This is a genomic window from Haloterrigena salina JCM 13891, from assembly GCF_000337495.1.
GTDB classification, from domain to species: Archaea; Halobacteriota; Halobacteria; order Halobacteriales; family Natrialbaceae; genus Haloterrigena; species Haloterrigena salina.
This window is the reverse complement of sequence record NZ_AOIS01000067.1, coordinates 260,366-275,513: the sequence shown is the minus strand read 5'-3', so window position 1 is coordinate 275,513 and position 15,148 is coordinate 260,366. Positions and strand designations below refer to the sequence as shown.

General features: G+C 65.1%; 13 protein-coding genes. 6 read left to right on the top strand and 7 right to left on the bottom strand.

From position 1 onward, the window contains the following. Positions 1-556: 556 nt before the first annotated feature. Genes C477_RS22120 through C477_RS22110 form a run of 3 tightly spaced genes read right to left on the bottom strand, consistent with a single transcriptional unit; the run spans position 557 to position 4,669 of the window. A complete protein-coding gene (locus C477_RS22120; protein ID WP_008896808.1) occupies positions 557-1,714 on the bottom strand; it encodes an ABC transporter permease in 1,158 nt (385 codons plus the stop codon). Further along, positions 1,704-3,629 carry an ABC transporter permease family protein gene (locus tag C477_RS22115; RefSeq protein ID WP_008896807.1) on the bottom strand — a complete coding sequence of 642 codons (1,926 nt, stop codon included), beginning with the start codon at positions 3,627-3,629 and terminating at the stop codon, positions 1,704-1,706. Before C477_RS22115 ends, C477_RS22120 begins: the two co-directional genes overlap by 11 nt. Continuing rightward, positions 3,626-4,669, bottom strand: a complete 1,044-nt coding sequence (locus C477_RS22110) for an ABC transporter ATP-binding protein (protein ID WP_008896806.1) — start codon at positions 4,667-4,669, stop codon at positions 3,626-3,628. Before C477_RS22110 ends, C477_RS22115 begins: the two co-directional genes overlap by 4 nt. Positions 4,670-4,766: 97 nt before the next feature. Here C477_RS22110 and C477_RS22105 point away from each other — a divergent pair, with 97 nt between their 5' ends. Further along, the gene (locus C477_RS22105) at positions 4,767-5,204 is read left to right on the top strand and encodes an SRPBCC family protein (RefSeq protein ID WP_008896805.1); all 438 of its coding nucleotides are present in this window, start codon (positions 4,767-4,769) and stop codon (positions 5,202-5,204) included. Between the two features lie 95 nt (positions 5,205-5,299). Here the strand turns inward: C477_RS22105 and C477_RS22100 are convergent, their stop codons facing one another. Then, positions 5,300-5,953, bottom strand: coding sequence for a ribonuclease HI family protein (locus C477_RS22100; RefSeq protein ID WP_008896804.1), 654 nt, complete (start codon positions 5,951-5,953; stop codon positions 5,300-5,302). A gap of 402 nt (positions 5,954-6,355) precedes the next feature. Beyond that, a complete protein-coding gene (locus tag C477_RS22095) occupies positions 6,356-7,510 on the bottom strand; it encodes an ABC transporter substrate-binding protein (RefSeq protein WP_008896803.1) in 1,155 nt (384 codons plus the stop codon). A gap of 471 nt (positions 7,511-7,981) precedes the next feature. Between C477_RS22095 and C477_RS22090 the strand changes: the two genes are divergently transcribed. From C477_RS22090 to C477_RS22080, 3 genes are all read left to right on the top strand, one after another. Continuing rightward, the gene (locus C477_RS22090; protein WP_008896802.1) at positions 7,982-8,341 is read left to right on the top strand and encodes a winged helix-turn-helix transcriptional regulator; all 360 of its coding nucleotides are present in this window, start codon (positions 7,982-7,984) and stop codon (positions 8,339-8,341) included. A gap of 223 nt (positions 8,342-8,564) precedes the next feature. Continuing rightward, positions 8,565-9,314 (top strand): pirin family protein, encoded by a 750-nt coding sequence (locus tag C477_RS22085; RefSeq protein ID WP_008896801.1) that lies wholly within the window; start codon positions 8,565-8,567, stop codon positions 9,312-9,314. A gap of 65 nt (positions 9,315-9,379) precedes the next feature. Next, positions 9,380-9,940 carry an NAD(P)/FAD-dependent oxidoreductase gene (locus C477_RS22080; RefSeq protein ID WP_008896800.1) on the top strand — a complete coding sequence of 187 codons (561 nt, stop codon included), beginning with the start codon at positions 9,380-9,382 and terminating at the stop codon, positions 9,938-9,940. Positions 9,941-10,253: 313 nt separating this feature from the next. Here C477_RS22080 and C477_RS22075 read toward each other — a convergent pair whose 3' ends face one another. Continuing rightward, complete coding sequence (locus C477_RS22075; protein ID WP_049914767.1) at positions 10,254-11,306, bottom strand: S66 family peptidase; 1,053 nt, start codon at positions 11,304-11,306, stop codon at positions 10,254-10,256. A gap of 199 nt (positions 11,307-11,505) precedes the next feature. Between C477_RS22075 and C477_RS23310 the strand changes: the two genes are divergently transcribed. Beyond that, positions 11,506-11,868, top strand: coding sequence for a hypothetical protein (locus C477_RS23310; RefSeq protein WP_152423377.1), 363 nt, complete (start codon positions 11,506-11,508; stop codon positions 11,866-11,868). A 238-nt stretch (positions 11,869-12,106) separates the two neighbouring features. Here C477_RS23310 and C477_RS22065 read toward each other — a convergent pair whose 3' ends face one another. Beyond that, positions 12,107-12,721, bottom strand: a complete 615-nt coding sequence (locus C477_RS22065; RefSeq protein WP_008896797.1) for a TetR/AcrR family transcriptional regulator — start codon at positions 12,719-12,721, stop codon at positions 12,107-12,109. Positions 12,722-12,902: 181 nt separating this feature from the next. On the opposite strand from C477_RS22065, the gene purL reads away from it, so the two are divergent. Then, entirely contained in the window at positions 12,903-15,062 is a 2,160-nt protein-coding gene (purL, locus tag C477_RS22060; protein ID WP_008896796.1) for a phosphoribosylformylglycinamidine synthase subunit PurL, read from the top strand. The last annotated feature ends 86 nt before the right edge of the window (positions 15,063-15,148 follow it).

The window sequence follows — 15,148 nt, the reverse complement described above, 5'->3', positions numbered from 1 at the left end:
CGCCGCCCGCCATCGATCGGTTCCGTTCGGTTTTCCGTTTTTCTCGCGCCACCGTACGGGCAGGTGTTGTCGAGAGACGGCTCGAGTCGCTCGATATCTGCGCAGTCGGGTCTCGAGACGGTGGGCTCCGAACCGTGCAATCGACGTTCGGTGGCGCGCACTGGACCGCGGTGAACGAACAGTGAACCGCGGGGTAAAATCATGCGAGAGATGAGTGAGCAACCGAAGGGAGTGAGTGAATCGGTTGGGGAGGGCGCGGCGATTCCCCGTTGCCACGGTAGTACCACTGAACGACTCTTCGATACCTACAGTGGACGATTTCGACCGACGTCCGTGTGATTGGCCGGGATCTGTCGTCGAAGCCCCAATCGACTCGGTCGCACTACTACCGTGGCAACGATGATTTCCCCACCCTCCCCAACCGACTGCGGTCCTCGCTCCCGCTGGTCGCTGCGGTCCTCGTCCCTCGCGCGTCTCCGTGCTGCGGTTCACTGTTCGTTCACCGCAGCTCAGCGCACGCCACCGCACGGAGTTCGATCCGTTCGGCGTCCGACGGCTACAGGGAGTCGGCCGCCAGCCGGCCGATGCCGCGCCTGACTACAAGATAGCCGCCGACCGCGACGAGACAGTAGGTCGCGAGCGACAGCCACGTCGTCGCCGTAGCGCTACCGATGGCGAACTTGGCGACGGTGTTGGCCGGGTGCTCGGGGAGCAACGTGGACAGCACCAGCGCGCCGACGATCCCGCCGGAGTAGGCGAGTTGGGCCTGCCGCCTGTCGGGGGCGACGAGCGCGACGCCCGCCCCGGCCGCGGTGACGGCGAGCGCCAACGCCGCGACCAGAACGATCAGCGCCGCCGGCGCGGCGATCACCGTCTCGTTGAACGCGAGCAGAAGCAGCCAGGCGACCGCCTGTACCGGCGCCAGCGCGGCGATCGTCAGGAGCTTCGCGTCGGCCACGTCCACGAGCGAGAGCGGACTGACCCGGAGCAACTCGAGGGTCCCGCGGGATCGCTCCTCGATCAGCGAGTCGACGACGATCGAGCCGCTGATGAACACCGGCAGGAACAGCAACAGCGGGACGAGGATCGTGTAGGTGAACTCGAGGTACGGGCTCGCGCCGACCTCGTCGGGGACGTCGAGCGGCGGGGCTTCCAGGGCGTCGGCGTTAGCGAGTCGTTCCTCGTGCTCGAGGGTCTCGAGGAGTTCCTGGAGCTGGACGATCAGCAGCGTCGTCTCTAGCCCCCCGTCGGGGACGGTCGCGTCGACGACCAGTCGCCCGTCCGCGTCCCTGGTCACCTCGAGGACGGCCGCGACTTGCCCCTCGTCGAAGGCCGCGAACGCGTCGGCTCTGGACTCGGCGGCCGTCGGCTTGAGACCGTCCTGTTCGCTGGCGAGCTGGCTGAGCCGTTCGATATCGGCTTCGTCGGCACCGGTGATCGCGACCCGGTTATCGGAGTCGCCAACGGAGCTCGGATCGTACAGCGAGACGAGCCCGACGACCAGAAACGAGGAGAAGGCCGCGATGACCAGCTGGATCGCCAGCGCGAGGACGATGGTCTTCTCGGAGCGCAGCGACCCGAGCTCGCGGCGGGCGACGGCCCAGCGCGGGCCGAACGGCAGGGAGAACCGGGAGTCGCCGTCGCCGGCCGGTTCCGGCGGATTCGGTCCGCGCTCGATCGGCGTCGACTCGTCGCTCGAGCGATCACGCGACAAGGGCGATCACCCCCAGGTTGTAGATCGCGTGAACGAGCGTCGCCAGAACGACGGTGAGCGCGTAGTCGATCCGACTGCGACTCGCGCCGATCGCCGAGATCACGGCCGTCACGACGTGCAAGACCAGCGGCGCGAGGAAGACCGCCGCGGCCAGCAGCGGATCGCCCGAGAGCTCGGGACCGAAGGCGGCGGCGCCGACGGTCAACTCGGGGAGGCCGACGAACTGGACGACGTGTGTGAGCTTCTCGCCGACGAAGAAGCCGGCGCCGGAGCAGACGCCGAGGACGGCGGCGACGCGCAGGGAGGCCTCGAACCGCGAGCGGACGAAGCCGGCGTAGACGTGGACGCTCTTGGCGACCTCCTCGATAGCTGCCGCGAGGACGATGACGAGCGGCACGGCGAGTTGCTCTGGGACGGCGAACAGCAGGGCCACGGCGAGCAACTGGCCGGCGAAGACGAAGGGAATGAACAGCGCCGTCAGGACGGCGACGCTCCGGTAACCGTGCAGCCGGCTCGCGATCGCGTCGAGCACTTTCGCCGGGAGCGCCTTCTGGGCGAACATGTCCTCCTCGCGGTAGACGCCGATCCCGAGCAGGAAACAGACCGCGGCGCTGCAGTAGAACGGCGCAGTCGAGAAGACGTACTCACCGAGAGAGACCGACTCGCCCTGCAGATCCGTCACGATCAGCGTCAGCGGCGAGATCAGCGCGATCGGGTTCACGTCGGTGAACACCGCCGGGATGAACGTGTACGTCGTGAGGAAGACGCTGATCGTGACCGTCACGAACGTCAGCTCCTTGTACGAGCGGGCGAGCATCGCGCCGGCGAACGTCGCCGCGAGGAACAGCAGCGCGATCGGAATCGCCGCGGCGACCGAGAGGAGGCCGCCCCGGACCGCGACGGTGATCCCGACCGCGACGGCGACCAGCCCCAGCAGGTACGGTAGCGTCTTGCCAGCGACGATCTCGCGTCTCGAGGCCGGCGAGACGAGCAGCAGTTCGCCGCGTCGCTTGACCCGCTCGTCCATGATCGTGCTCCCGTAGGCCTGGATGACGAAGTTCATCGGGACGACGAACAGGAACGCGAGCAGCAGCGACTGGAAGGGAAACGGCGGCGAAATCGATCCCGGCGGTCCGACGGTTCCGTCGACTGCGCCGCCGGCGCCGCCGATGTTCGGCACCTGCAGCCGACCGTCTCCGTCATCGCTAGTCCCGTCGTTTCGATCGGTCCCGTCGGTGTCTCCATCGGCGGCGTCGCCGGAGCCGTCGCCCGAGCCCTCGCCATCGGTTCCGTCAGCCGTCGAGTCGTCGCCGGTTCCGTTCTCGGCCGGACCGGTTCCGGTCCCGCCGTCCGAATCGCCGTTCGACGATCCGTCGCGTCCGCCCTGCTCGGTTTCCCCGTCGAAATTGCGCTCCTGATAGTCGAGTTCGACGTGGACCGGGTAGGCCGCCGTCTCGTTGGCCTCCTGGCGGAAGCGCTCCTCGTTGTACGCGTCGATTGCCTCGACGAACGCGTCGTGGGCGGCCGCTCCGTGGGGTCCGTAGCGGGCGAGCTCGCCGTTTCGCGTCACCACCACGTCGGCGTTGGCCTCGTCGCCGCTCTCGACCACGAGTTCGTCGAGGGGAATCGGTCTGAACGCCTCGCTCTCGACGGCGACGTCGTGGTACCGGCTGTCCTCGTCGACCGCGACGACGTAGATCTCGTCCTCGAGGCCGACCCCTTCGCCGGCGGCCGAAACGCCGACGAGGCCGACGACGAGCGCCAGCGCCGCCAGCACGAGCACCGTCTTCCGATCGACGGTGCCCGCGCTCCGGGAGACCTCCCAGCGGGAGATCCGAGCCGTCCGCGCCAGCGCGCCGCGGAGTCGGTGACACCGCGATCGACGGTCCGGATTCTGGTCGGTCTCGTCGCTCACGTCTCCGCCTCCGCCGCGTCCTCGGTGGGCTCTCGCTCGTCCGATCGCTGAGTTCCGTCGTCCGTCCGCGCCGCGGCGTCCGTTTCGGTTCGCCGGTCGGGGCGGCCGCTCGCGAGACCGTCGCCGTCTCCGGCCGGTTCGCTGGCGACCTCGAGGAAGATCTCCTCCAGGCTGGGCGTCTTCGTCTGGATATCGGTCACGCGACCGCCCTCGCCCTCGACGGTCTCGCGGACGGCCTCGACGGCGGCCATGTCGCCGACGACGTGGCGGAACTCGGTCGCCGCGTCGCCGTCGCGACGATCGTCGACCGGTTCGCCCGCGACGGGGTCGCCGCCGGCGTCGACGGTCGCGTAGACGCGGTACTCCGTGCCCCCGTGGGCGTCGCGGATCTCGTCGACGGTCCCGCGGGCGACGATCCGCCCGTCGTTCATGATGACGATCCGGTCGCAGACGCTCTCGACGTGAAAGAGGTTGTGCGCGCTGAAGATGATCGTCTTTCCCTCGTCGCTCAGTTCGCGCGTGAATTCGATGATGTAGTTCGTCGTGAGCGGATCGAGCCCCGACGCGGGTTCGTCGAAGATGAGCACGTCGGGATCGTTGACCAGCGCCCGCGCGATCGCGACCTTGCGTTTCATCCCCTTCGACATGTTGCCGAGGCGTCGATCGCGGTGTTCCAGATCGAGGCGCTCGAGCGTGTGATCGATCCGTTCGCGGGCGACCTCGGCGGGAACGTCGTAGAGGTCCGCGAAGAACTCGAGGTAGCCGTTCGCGGTCATCTCCTCGTAGAGGGGAGACTCCTCGGGGAGAAAGCCGAGTCGGCGCTGCATCGCGGGTTCGCCGGGGGTGTGGCCGGCGACTGCGGCGGCGCCGGCGGTCGGTTCGATGAGCCCGGCGAGCATCTTCAGCGTCGTCGTCTTGCCCGCGCCGTTGGGACCGACGACGCCGAACACCTCGCCGCGCTCGACTGCAAAAGAGCTGCCTTCGACGGCCGTGAAGCCGCCGTACTCTTTGCGGAGGGAGTCGACTTCGAGTATCGCCATTCGTTACCCGAGGGAGGGAGCCACCCCAGTAAAGTCTAGTGGCCCCTGAAGGTCCCGGGCAAACCCCATTGTCGAGGCCGCCGTACCGTCGTGTACGATGACTCGTCTCCGGCGGACGCGAACGCCCGACGGCCGGCGACTCGAGGTCTCGCACGTCGTCGACGCACCCCCATCCGAGGCGTGGGACCTGCTCGTTGACACCGCCCGCTGGCCGGAGTGGTCGCCCCTCGTGACCGGCGTCGAGGCGACCGAGCGACGGCTCCGACTCGACACGAGCGGTCGAATTCGGATCCCCGGCGCGTGGGTTCCGTTTCGCGTCACGGCGTACCTCCCCGCCGAACGGCGCTGGAACTGGCGCGTGCTCGGACTGCCGGGTGCCAGTCACCGCGTCGACGACCTCGGCGCGAACCGCTGTCGGCTCGCCTTCGAACTGCCCCCGACCGCGACCGGCTACGCGCCCGTCTGTCTGCGCGCGCTCGAGCGACTCGAGGACCGACTGCTCGAGGATCGCGTCGCCGAATCGAACGAGGGGTGACCCGTTCGGTAGGGGTCGAGTCGGTGACGGAGCGGGAACCGATCTCACCGATAGCCGCCGCGAATCGCGTGCCGAGCGGAAGCGGCGTACCGCTCCTACCCCGGTCCGAAGGCCGCGATATCGGCGCCAACCGTCGCCAACGCGTCGGCGGGGTTCGGGTCGCTGTCGGCCAGATGCGTGTACCGGTGTTCCGGAACGCTCGCCAGCGCCGCCGCGACGGCCTCGCTGTACGTCTCGACGCCCGGCTCCGTCGGGTCGTCGCCGCCCCAGACGTCTCGGATGACCGTCATCGAATCGATGCGCACTTCCACCCTGCGCGGCTCGTAGCGAGCCAACAGTTCGGAGAGCCCGAGTTGGAGGGCGACGTATTCGGCGGTGTTGTTCCCCGTCCGGGAGCCGACGGGGCGGCCGAGACGGGCGAGTTGGTCCTCCGCGGCGTCCATGATGACGGCGCCCGCACCTGCGGGACCGGGGTTACCGCGCGAACTGCCGTCGACGTAGAGGACGAACGCGTCGCTCGTCGACTCGGGGACGGATGGCCGGGTGAGTCCCGACTCCAGCAGGCTCTCGAGCGCGGAACGCAGCTCGTCCGAGGAGGTCTCGGGGTCGAAGAGACCGCCGTAGCCGGGGACGGCGTCGTCGATGACGTCGGTGGCGGCCGCCACCTCGTAGCCGACGTCCGCGAGTACTTCGTCGACGAGCGCGGCGAGCGGCGAGAGGTGTTCGGCTGGGAGGGGATCGTCGGTCATGCCAGGTTCCCCTTCGGGCTTCGGTTCCAGGCCCTCATATACTCGCTCCCGGACGATCTCGTCGGCTGGTCGCACCACTGCATACAGGGTCTCGGTGGTCAAGCGGGATAATCTCTTCAGATGCCACCGGCGGCGAGCCGTTTTGATTCAGCCGGTCCCTCGAGACCGTCAGTGGCTGACAGAAACAACCTGCCGACTATCGTGGAGACGCTCACGGTAGTTGGTAATACAGTCTCTTTATTCGGTATCGGGCCTGAAACTCGCGTTCAGTAGAGACGGAGGCGTTAGCACTCCGATCGAGATGCAAGCGCTGCACCCGCAACGACTCGCGGGAGCGAGCGGCCCTTTCAGCGTAACGTTGCGTCTGTGAAGAGAGCGTGACGAGCTTCGACGACCCCACCGTTAGCTATCGCCGTTGATGATGTCCGCGATGCGCTGGCGGTCGAACAGCGTTAACGACTCGTCCCGCAGCGTCTCGAGTCCGTTCCACTCGCCGAACGAATCGGGATAGAACTGTCGCGCCGCGGCCTCGGTCTGGAAGAGGTTGACGATCGGTCCCTGGTAAGAGCCGCCGCCGCGATAGAGGCGGTCGTTCTGCACGGCGCTCAACTGTGTTCCGGTCGGGTCGTCGCGCATCGTCTCCATCAGGGCCTCGAACTCCTCGGTCGAGACGTGCGTGAGCCCGTACTGGAACACGATCGCGTCGGGATCGACCTCCAGCAGTTGTTCGTAGTCCCAGTTGGCGTAACTGCCGTCGATGTGCTCGTCGAAGGCACCCTGCATCTCGAGGTCGCGGTACTGTTTGTGATTGTTGCCCGACTGGAGCGGGTAGGCGTAGAACGATCCCTTCTCGAAGTCGGAGTTGACCGAGAGGAGGCCAACTGTGGGTCGCTCGTCGGTCGGCGGCAGCGTCGACTGGATCGTCGACCGCATCTCGTCGTGGACCGTTCGGTACGCATCATACCGTTCCGATTCGCGGAACGCGTCGGCCACGATCTCGAACGCCTCGTACAGCGAGTAGTAGCGATAGTCATGCCACTCGTCGCCGCGTCGGCGGATGTAGTTCCCCAAGAAGGGGGCGACTTGACTACTGATCTCGTCGATGTCATCGTCCGTCCAGTCGTCGGAAAGAACGCCAAGCCAGTTCGGATCGACCAGGTGGACATCACAATCGAGTTCGTAGAAGACCTCCTTGTCGAACCCACTGTCGCCCGCGATCTTCGGGACGTCGAGGGAGACGTCGACGCCCGGCAAGTAGTCGTAGACGAACTCGGGGTAGTTCGACGGATCCCAGAGTCCCTGCAACCCGTCGGCCTTGCCGAGCGCGATTCCCATGTCACCGTACGTACTGAGGAACGACATCCAGGTCTCCGGCGCCTCGTCAAATGTGACCTCGCCCATCGGATCCATCGTCACCGTGTAGGAGCCATCGGATTTGGACGGTCCGTCGCCGTTGCCGATACAACCCGCGAGCAGGCCTCCGCCGACGACCGCACCGCCGTACGTCATGTAATCGCGCCGCGTCAGTGCCCCGTCTTTGCTGGCGTCGTTTGCCATGTGGTTTCGGCTGGCCTAAAAGAACTAATACGATTCGGTTTTAGGCGAGCCTAATCCAGTGGGACCACGCCTGACTCGTGCTCCGGTTCAACGCAACTCGCCGGACATCACCTGAAACTGGTCGGAACCCCAGTAGCCATTTCACAGACGTATATCACGGTTTGCCGACTATCGGTACGCTGGTCCCTTGAGGCCGAACTGGTCGCGGATTCGCGCGTAGAGACTCCCCGTAAGTCGCCCCGTTCGGCCTGGCGCGATCGAACTCGCTCTCGCCGGCCGGGAGCGTAGCGGTGCGGTCACTCGGGTGAACGACCCGGTCCCCATCAGTCGCCTTCGCAGCGATTCATTCGTCGACCGACTGTTCGTCGTGTCAGCGGCGTGTATAGTAGTGTACTCGCCGAATCTACTAACGTCGTGTTAGCTGGTTCGAACCCGAACTGCTAAAGCGGTCCGCGCCGAAAGTCGACGCGAATGTCTTCGCCCCAGACCCAACCCCGCGACGAGACGCCCGAGACCGACGGTCCCAACGCCTGCCCGGTCATCGAATCGCTCGAACAGATCGGCTCCCAGTGGCGGCTCGCGGTCCTCCACGAACTGCTCTCTGGCGAACAGCGGTTCAACGAACTCAAGCGCTCGACCGGCGCGAACGCCCGCACCCTCTCGCGTGTGCTCGACGACTTAGGCGAGATGGGGTTCGTCGAACGCCGCCTCGAGGAGGACGCCCCGATCGCGACCTACTACAGCCTGACCCCCAAGGGCGAGTCCCTGGAACCGGTCTTCGACGAGATCGAGTGTTGGGCCGGCTCGTGGCTCGAGGAGTGCGAGGACTAAGATAGCGTTTCGAGCGAGAGCGTCACTTCTGCCGACCGGTCAATGATCGACCAGCCTACCGATCGTGCGAGTTGCGTCCCCGAACAGTGCGGACCGTTCCGTACGCGAGTGGAGTCAGTATCGATTCAGGAGCGATCCCGTTCTCGGCGGGTGCGACTCGAGTGCGCTCGCAGCAAACCCCCTCCTCCGACAGGTTTTACCGGCCGGTAAACGAATGACAGGTATGGCCTCACCCAAGTCCCACGGAACGCCAGACGGCCCGATTTCCGGGGAAGTCGTCCGCCACGGGACGGGCGTGAATTCGAACCGCGCGTTCCCGACGAACAGCTACCCGTCCAACCTGGACCCGTTCGTGTTGTTCGAACGGTTCTACATCGACCCCGACGAGGGGTTCCCGATGCACCCCCACCGCGGGTTCGAGATCGTCTCGTACATGATCGACGGCGGGATGGAACACGAGGACTCGCTCGGCGTCGCGAACACCGCTTACGAGAACGACGCGATGCGCATCACGGCCGGCGGCGGCATCCGCCACTCCGAGTTCCCCGCGGACGGGCAGGGCTGTAGCGGGCTCCAGCTGTGGGTGAATCTGCCGCGGGAGGAGAAGGATATCGAACCGGACTACGTCGACGCGACGGCCGAGGAACTCCCGACGAGCGTCGAGGACGGAACGACGATCACGACGGTCGTCGGCGACGGCTCGCCGATCGACCTCCGCACGCCGATGGAGTATCTGGACGTCTCGGTCGCCGACGCGTGGACGTGGACCGTCCCCGACGGCTGGTCCGGATTCCTCTACGGCGTCGCCGGCGAGGGAACGGTCGACGGGGCAGCGTTCGCCGAGGGCGACGTGCTCCCGGTCACCGACGCTCGAGACGTCGAACTGCGGAGCGACGAGACGCTGCGCGTCGTCGCCGTTTCGGGACAGCCCCACGGCGAATCGATCCGGCAGCAGGGCCCGTTCGTCCTCTGAGCCGCCGGCCCGACCAGTTTTACCAAATGGTAAAATACTTCTTCGAGCGGTGAGTTTCATCGAATATGGCAGACGTAGCTATCGTCGGCGGCGGTCCCGCCGGCCTGAGCGCCGCACTGTACGCAGCGAAAAACGACCTCGAGACGATCGTCTTCGACACGGACGAGTCGTGGATGCACAAGGCGCACCTCTTCAACTACCCCGCGGTTCGCAGCATCAGCGGCGACGAGTACCTCGAACTCTCCCGCGGCCAGGCCCGCGACCGCGGCGCGACGCTGCACGAGGACGAAGTGACCGCCGTCGAGGAGACCGACGACGGGTTCGTCGTGCGGACCGAGGAAGACGAGTACACCGCGGCGTACGTCGTCCTCGCGACCGGCGGCGACCGGAGCCTCGCCGAGGATCTCGGCTGCGAGTTCACCGACGAGGAGGTCGTCGACGTGACCCTCGACATGGAGACCTCCGTCGAGAACGTGTACGCGACCGGCGCGATGGGCCGCGCGGAGAAGTGGCAAGCGGTCATCGCGGCCGGCGACGGTGCCGCCGCCGTCCTCGATATCCTCTCGAAGGAGAAAGGCGAGTACTACCACGACTTCGACATGCCGTCGGACGTGCCGGAACTGTAAGACGACGCCGCGACGACCGATCACCGGGCGCTGATTTCTCGAGACCCCGTTTTTTGATGACCGACTCCCGTAGCGCTATCAGTAGTTGATGATCGGTTTCGTTATCCAAAGATTTCCGCGAAACTCGTGTTCAGTATAGGCCGAGACGTTACCGGAGCCGCTACGAATCTCTCGGATAGGCGTCAGAAATGGCCTGCTGAATATAGAGGATCTGTCTGGTATCTAAGTGCTGTTGTCATCTCGTGCCTATTAGCTATCGAAACTCCCACTGTTAGCAAGCGAGTGGCCGACAAGATTCTAACCTGCCGTGAAATTATGGAAAGCGAATGGATTTGGTTGAGGGTTCTATTTCGACCTCACCGCCGATTGGAATGGGACACGTCGGATACGTGTGACCGAACTCACAATTGAAGACAATGGGTGCGTTCGGATTGTACGTTTCGAACACGTCAGCAATCGTGTCGCGCTGGCGCTCTCGATACTCCACTCGCCATTCTCGAGGGTTTTCTTTAGCGTGTGAGCGTGCGGCGGCGCGTCCGACAAGCACACCGTCGAATCGTTCGAGAAGACCGCGTTCGCCGAGTGCCCGGAGATTCGCACCGATGACAGCTGGGTCAGGGATGAGTTCACTCGTCTCTAACGCAAGAACAGTGCCATTCAGTGTGTCAGGATCAGGCAGGTAGCGGTCGGCGAGGAACTGCTCAACGAGGACTGCATAGCAACCGCCCCAGATTTGACCCGAAACAGTCTCTTCACCACCACGCCAAATTCGGCCATCAGATTGTTCGATCTCGCGCGTGGTTTTGACTGACTCTGGATCTTCCCAGTCACCGGCCTCATCAGTGAAAACCTCTGCTTCGGTCCACTCACCGATAGAATCCTCAAAGAGCGCACGCCGTAGGTACTCTTCGGTGTAGTCAAACATCTTGCCATCCATCGCGTATTCAAGTAGTGTCGATCCACCGTAGTACGAAACGATTCCGTGATTCCAGAGAAACAGGGCTAGGTTCGTGTTGTCTGAGTAACCATAGAATCGCGTCGGGTGTTCGCGGAGTACGTCGCCATCGAGATACGGGAGGATCGTGATCTGGTCGTGGCCTCCGATATTAGCGATCACGGCCGAGATGTCGGAGTCGCGGAAGGCATTCATAACCTCTTCGGCGCGTGCCTCTGGATTGTCCGCAAGCCACTCCGGGTCGGCGGTCGCGGTCGGATACTCAACCGGATCAAGGTCGAAAACCTCGCGCATTCGTTCAAGACCGAGTTCGTAGATGAACCGCGCAGACTCGGGTGCGTTTGATGCCGGTGCGACAACCGCGACCTGATCACCAGGTTCGACAGGGGGAGGAGTAAGGAACTCAGGCATGACTGATATCTAAAGGGTACATCAAATATTTCTTACCCATGCGCCATAGTATCAAGAGAGCCAGGAGACTGGCGGGACAAGCATGAGTGCGAAGCTTGTGGAAGGCAGCTCTTTGCAACTGCACTAATTGACCGTCAAAAAGAGTGCCATCCAGATTCACACAGCAGATCTCACCACAGAACACGGGTGAATGCAAGATATGAGACCTCTAGACTACTCACATCTCGAAGACGGCGAGGCGTTTATCCTCGAACTCGTGACACCGTTCGTGCTCCAGTCGGAGTACCGGAAGGCGAACAACGTGGACGTGCCGTGGTGGTGGAGCGTGGACGACGAAGCGCAGCTGCGCCAGCAGCTGGAGAAGGTCATCGAGGGCGCGACATCTACGAGTAACCCAAACTCATCTGGGACGGTGGAGAACTCTAGCCCGGTCACGTCGTCACGGTCGAACCGGGACTATGAACAAGGAACCGGCGGTGTCCACCTCGAGGAACTCGTCGAGGTGACCGAGACAAGCTACGAGAACCTAACTGATTATCCCCATGAGTTCGGTATAGTGTAGAAAACGTTTCTCGAACAACCCGGGTTCTGAGGTGTTTTATTGCTGTATTGAGCAAGCTGACCACCCAGTTTTTTACGAAACCCCTGTACGAGATACGCGCCCTGTATCTTGCACGGCAGCGAGAACACCTATTGTAACTGGTAGAATTTTCAGCGGTAAGTTCGCATCTGTAGTTACCGAATCGTCCAATTCAGTTTCGACCGCATCTCCAAATAAAAAATTGCGCTACCGACTACTGTTATGACTCGAGATACAGCGAGTCGAGGATGAACTCGCGGATGGCCCGGCGCGCTTCTTCGGGTGCGTCCTCGTGCCCGAGCGAGAGCCGCCGTTCTCGCGCCGCGTGAATGCTGTCGGTGATGTGCTGTCCCATCAGTTCTGCGTCCACCTCCCGGAACACGCCCTGCTCGATGCCGTCTTCGATGACCGTTACGATACTCCCGCGGAGCCGGGCGTAGTGCTCGTTGAACAGCTCCCGGTGTTCCTCGTCGTTCTGGGCGTGGGCGTACAGTTCGTGGTACACCTTCATCCGGTCCCAGTGGGTGAAGTCGTCGAACTCCGGCCCGAACAGACAGCGGTCGATCCGCGTCTCGAGTTCCGACCGAGGGTCCGCGTCGGCGTCGACCTCGACGCTCCCCTCGTACTGGTCGATGACGTATTCGAGAAACGACGACAGGAGGTCGTACTTCCCGTCGTAGTGGTAGTGGATCACCTGCCGCGAGAGGTCCATCTCCTCGCCGATATCGCGGACTCGCAGGTCCGAGTAGCCGTGCTCGCTCAGCGCCCGAAAGGTGGCCTCCATGATCACGTCCCGCGTGTCTCGGGGCTCGACCTGCCCGTCCGAATCGCTCATGTCGTCAATCGTAGCGAGGGAGCCATAAATCGGTTTCTCCATCCGCGAGCGGCGCGATTCGGCGGCTCGAGGCGAGTCGACGCCCGTCGGTCGCTCGGTCTCGCTCGCGCCCGCGGCCGAATCGATGCACGAACGTGTATATGGAAACCCCTTTACTCCCCGACTTCCATCACTGACGTGAATGAGTCTTGCCGATTCGGACCGCGAACTCGTCGTCGAGGAACTGGACCGGGATCCCACTCCGGCCGAGGCGGCGCTGTTCGAGAACCTCTGGAGCGAACACTGCGCGTACCGCTCCTCGCGACCTCTTCTCTCCGCGTTCGACAGCGAGGGCGAGCAGGTCGTCGTCGGGCCGGGCGACGACGCGGCGGTCGTCGCGCTCGACGATGGGACCTACATCACGATAGGTATCGAGAGCCACAACCACCCCTCCTACGTCGACCCGTTCGACGGCGCCGCGACGGGCGTCGGCGGGATCGTCCGGGACACGCTCTCGATGGGCGCCTACCCGATCGCGCTGGCGGACTCGCTGTACTTCGGCGAGTTCGACGCCGATCACTCGCGGTACCTCCTCGAGGGCGTCGTCGAGGGGATCAGCCACTACGGGAACTGCATCGGTGTCCCCACCGTCGCGGGGAGCGTCGACTTCCACCCCGACTACGAGGGCAACCCGCTGGTGAACGTCGCCTGCGTCGGCCTCACGAACGAGGAGCGACTCGTCACCGCCGAGGCCCAAGAGCCGGGCAACAAACTCGTCCTCGTCGGGAACGGCACTGGCCGCGACGGACTCGGCGGCGCCTCCTTCGCCAGCGAGGACCTCGCGGAGGACGCCGAGACGGAGGACCGACCCGCCGTGCAGGTCGGCGACCCCTACACCGAGAAACTGCTCATCGAGGCCAACGAGCAACTCGTCGACGAGGGCCTGATCGAGTCGGCCCGCGACCTCGGCGCCGCCGGTCTCGGCGGAGCCTCGAGCGAACTCGTCGCCAAGGGCGGCCTCGGCGCCGAGATCGAACTCGAGCGGGTCCACCAGCGCGAACCGAACATGAACGCCCTCGAGATCCTGCTCGCCGAGTCCCAGGAGCGGATGTGCTACGAGGTCGAACCGGAGAACGTCGACCGCGTAGCGGAGATCGCCGAGCGGTTCGATCTCGGCTGCTCCGTGATCGGCGAGGTCACCGAGGGCAACTACACCTGCACGTTCGAGGGCGAGACCGTCGTCGACGTCGACGCCTACTTCCTCGGCGAGGGCGCGCCGATGAACGACCTCCCCAGCGAGGTGCCCGAACAGCCCGAAACCGACCTCCCCGAGGTCGACCTCGAAGACGTTTTCGACGCCGTCGTCTCGAGTCCGAACACCGCCTCGAAGCGGTGGGTCTACCGGCAGTACGACCACGAGGTCGGTGTCCGCACGAGCGTCGGGCCGGGCGACGACGCGGCGATCATCGCGGTTCGGGAAGCCGAGCAGGGACTCGCCATCTCGTCCGGCGCGGCGCCGAACTGGACCGACGTCGCGCCCTACGAGGGCGCTCGCGCGGTGGCCCTCGAGAACGCGACGAACGTCGCGGCCAAGGGCGCGACGCCCCTCGCGGCCGTCGACTGCCTGAACGGCGGCAACCCCGAGAAGCCCGACGTCTACGGCGGCTTCACCGGAATCGTCGACGGCCTCGCCGAGATGTGCGAGAGTCTGTCGGCGCCGGTCGTCGGCGGGAACGTCTCGCTGTACAACGACTCCGTGGCGGGGCCGATCCCGCCGACGCCGACGCTCGCGCTGGTCGGGACGAAAGACGGCTACGACGCGCCGCCGCTGTCGGTCACGGCCGACGCTGACGACGGCGCGACCCTCCTGCTCGTCGGCGACCTCGGCCTCGAGGGCGAGGCCCGCCTCGGCGGCTCCGAGTACCTCGCGCAGTTCGACGGCAGCGATCGGTTCCCCGCGCTCCCGGACGACCCCGCAGCCCTGATCGAGACGCTCGCCGCCGTGGCCGACGACGACGCCACCCGCGCGGTCCACGACGTCAGCCACGGCGGCCTCGCGGTCGCCCTCGCGGAGATGGTCTCCGACGACGCCGGCCTCGAGGTCTCGCTCCCCGTTTCCGAGTCGGCCGACGAGACGGTCGCCGCGGCGGCGCTGTTCCACGAACAGCCCGGGCGCGCCCTGATCCAGACCGACTCGCCCGACGCGGTCCGCGAGGCGTTCGACGGCGTCGCGCCCGTCGTCGAACTCGGCTCGGCGACCGACGACGGCCGCCTCGAGGTGACGGTCGGCAACCGAACGATCGCGACCGACGCGGCCGCGATCCGCGAGCGACGCGAGACGATCGAGCGCGAACTCGAGTAAGCGGGTCGTCTCGATCCTGTCGGGTCCGATCGGAAGTCGCGCCGTTCCTGCGGTCTGCCGGTATCTTGATATACTCCCGGTACAAT

What these genes read in the sequence shown, in the direction of transcription:
- purL (WP_008896796.1), top strand. Translation starts at nt 12,903, where the DNA reads ATGAGTCTTGCCGATTCGGACCGCGAACTCGTCGTCGAGGAACTGGAC.
- C477_RS22105 (WP_008896805.1), top strand. Translation starts at nt 4,767, where the DNA reads ATGACTCGTCTCCGGCGGACGCGAACGCCCGACGGCCGGCGACTCGAG.
- C477_RS22080 (WP_008896800.1), top strand. Translation starts at nt 9,380, where the DNA reads ATGGCAGACGTAGCTATCGTCGGCGGCGGTCCCGCCGGCCTGAGCGCC.
- C477_RS22095 (WP_008896803.1), bottom strand. Translation starts at nt 7,510, where the DNA reads ATGGCAAACGACGCCAGCAAAGACGGGGCACTGACGCGGCGCGATTAC.
- C477_RS23310 (WP_152423377.1), top strand. Translation starts at nt 11,506, where the DNA reads ATGAGACCTCTAGACTACTCACATCTCGAAGACGGCGAGGCGTTTATC.
- C477_RS22100 (WP_008896804.1), bottom strand. Translation starts at nt 5,953, where the DNA reads ATGACCGACGATCCCCTCCCAGCCGAACACCTCTCGCCGCTCGCCGCG.
- C477_RS22075 (WP_049914767.1), bottom strand. Translation starts at nt 11,306, where the DNA reads ATGCCTGAGTTCCTTACTCCTCCCCCTGTCGAACCTGGTGATCAGGTC.
- C477_RS22110 (WP_008896806.1), bottom strand. Translation starts at nt 4,669, where the DNA reads ATGGCGATACTCGAAGTCGACTCCCTCCGCAAAGAGTACGGCGGCTTC.
- C477_RS22085 (WP_008896801.1), top strand. Translation starts at nt 8,565, where the DNA reads ATGGCCTCACCCAAGTCCCACGGAACGCCAGACGGCCCGATTTCCGGG.
- C477_RS22090 (WP_008896802.1), top strand. Translation starts at nt 7,982, where the DNA reads ATGTCTTCGCCCCAGACCCAACCCCGCGACGAGACGCCCGAGACCGAC.
- C477_RS22065 (WP_008896797.1), bottom strand. Translation starts at nt 12,721, where the DNA reads ATGAGCGATTCGGACGGGCAGGTCGAGCCCCGAGACACGCGGGACGTG.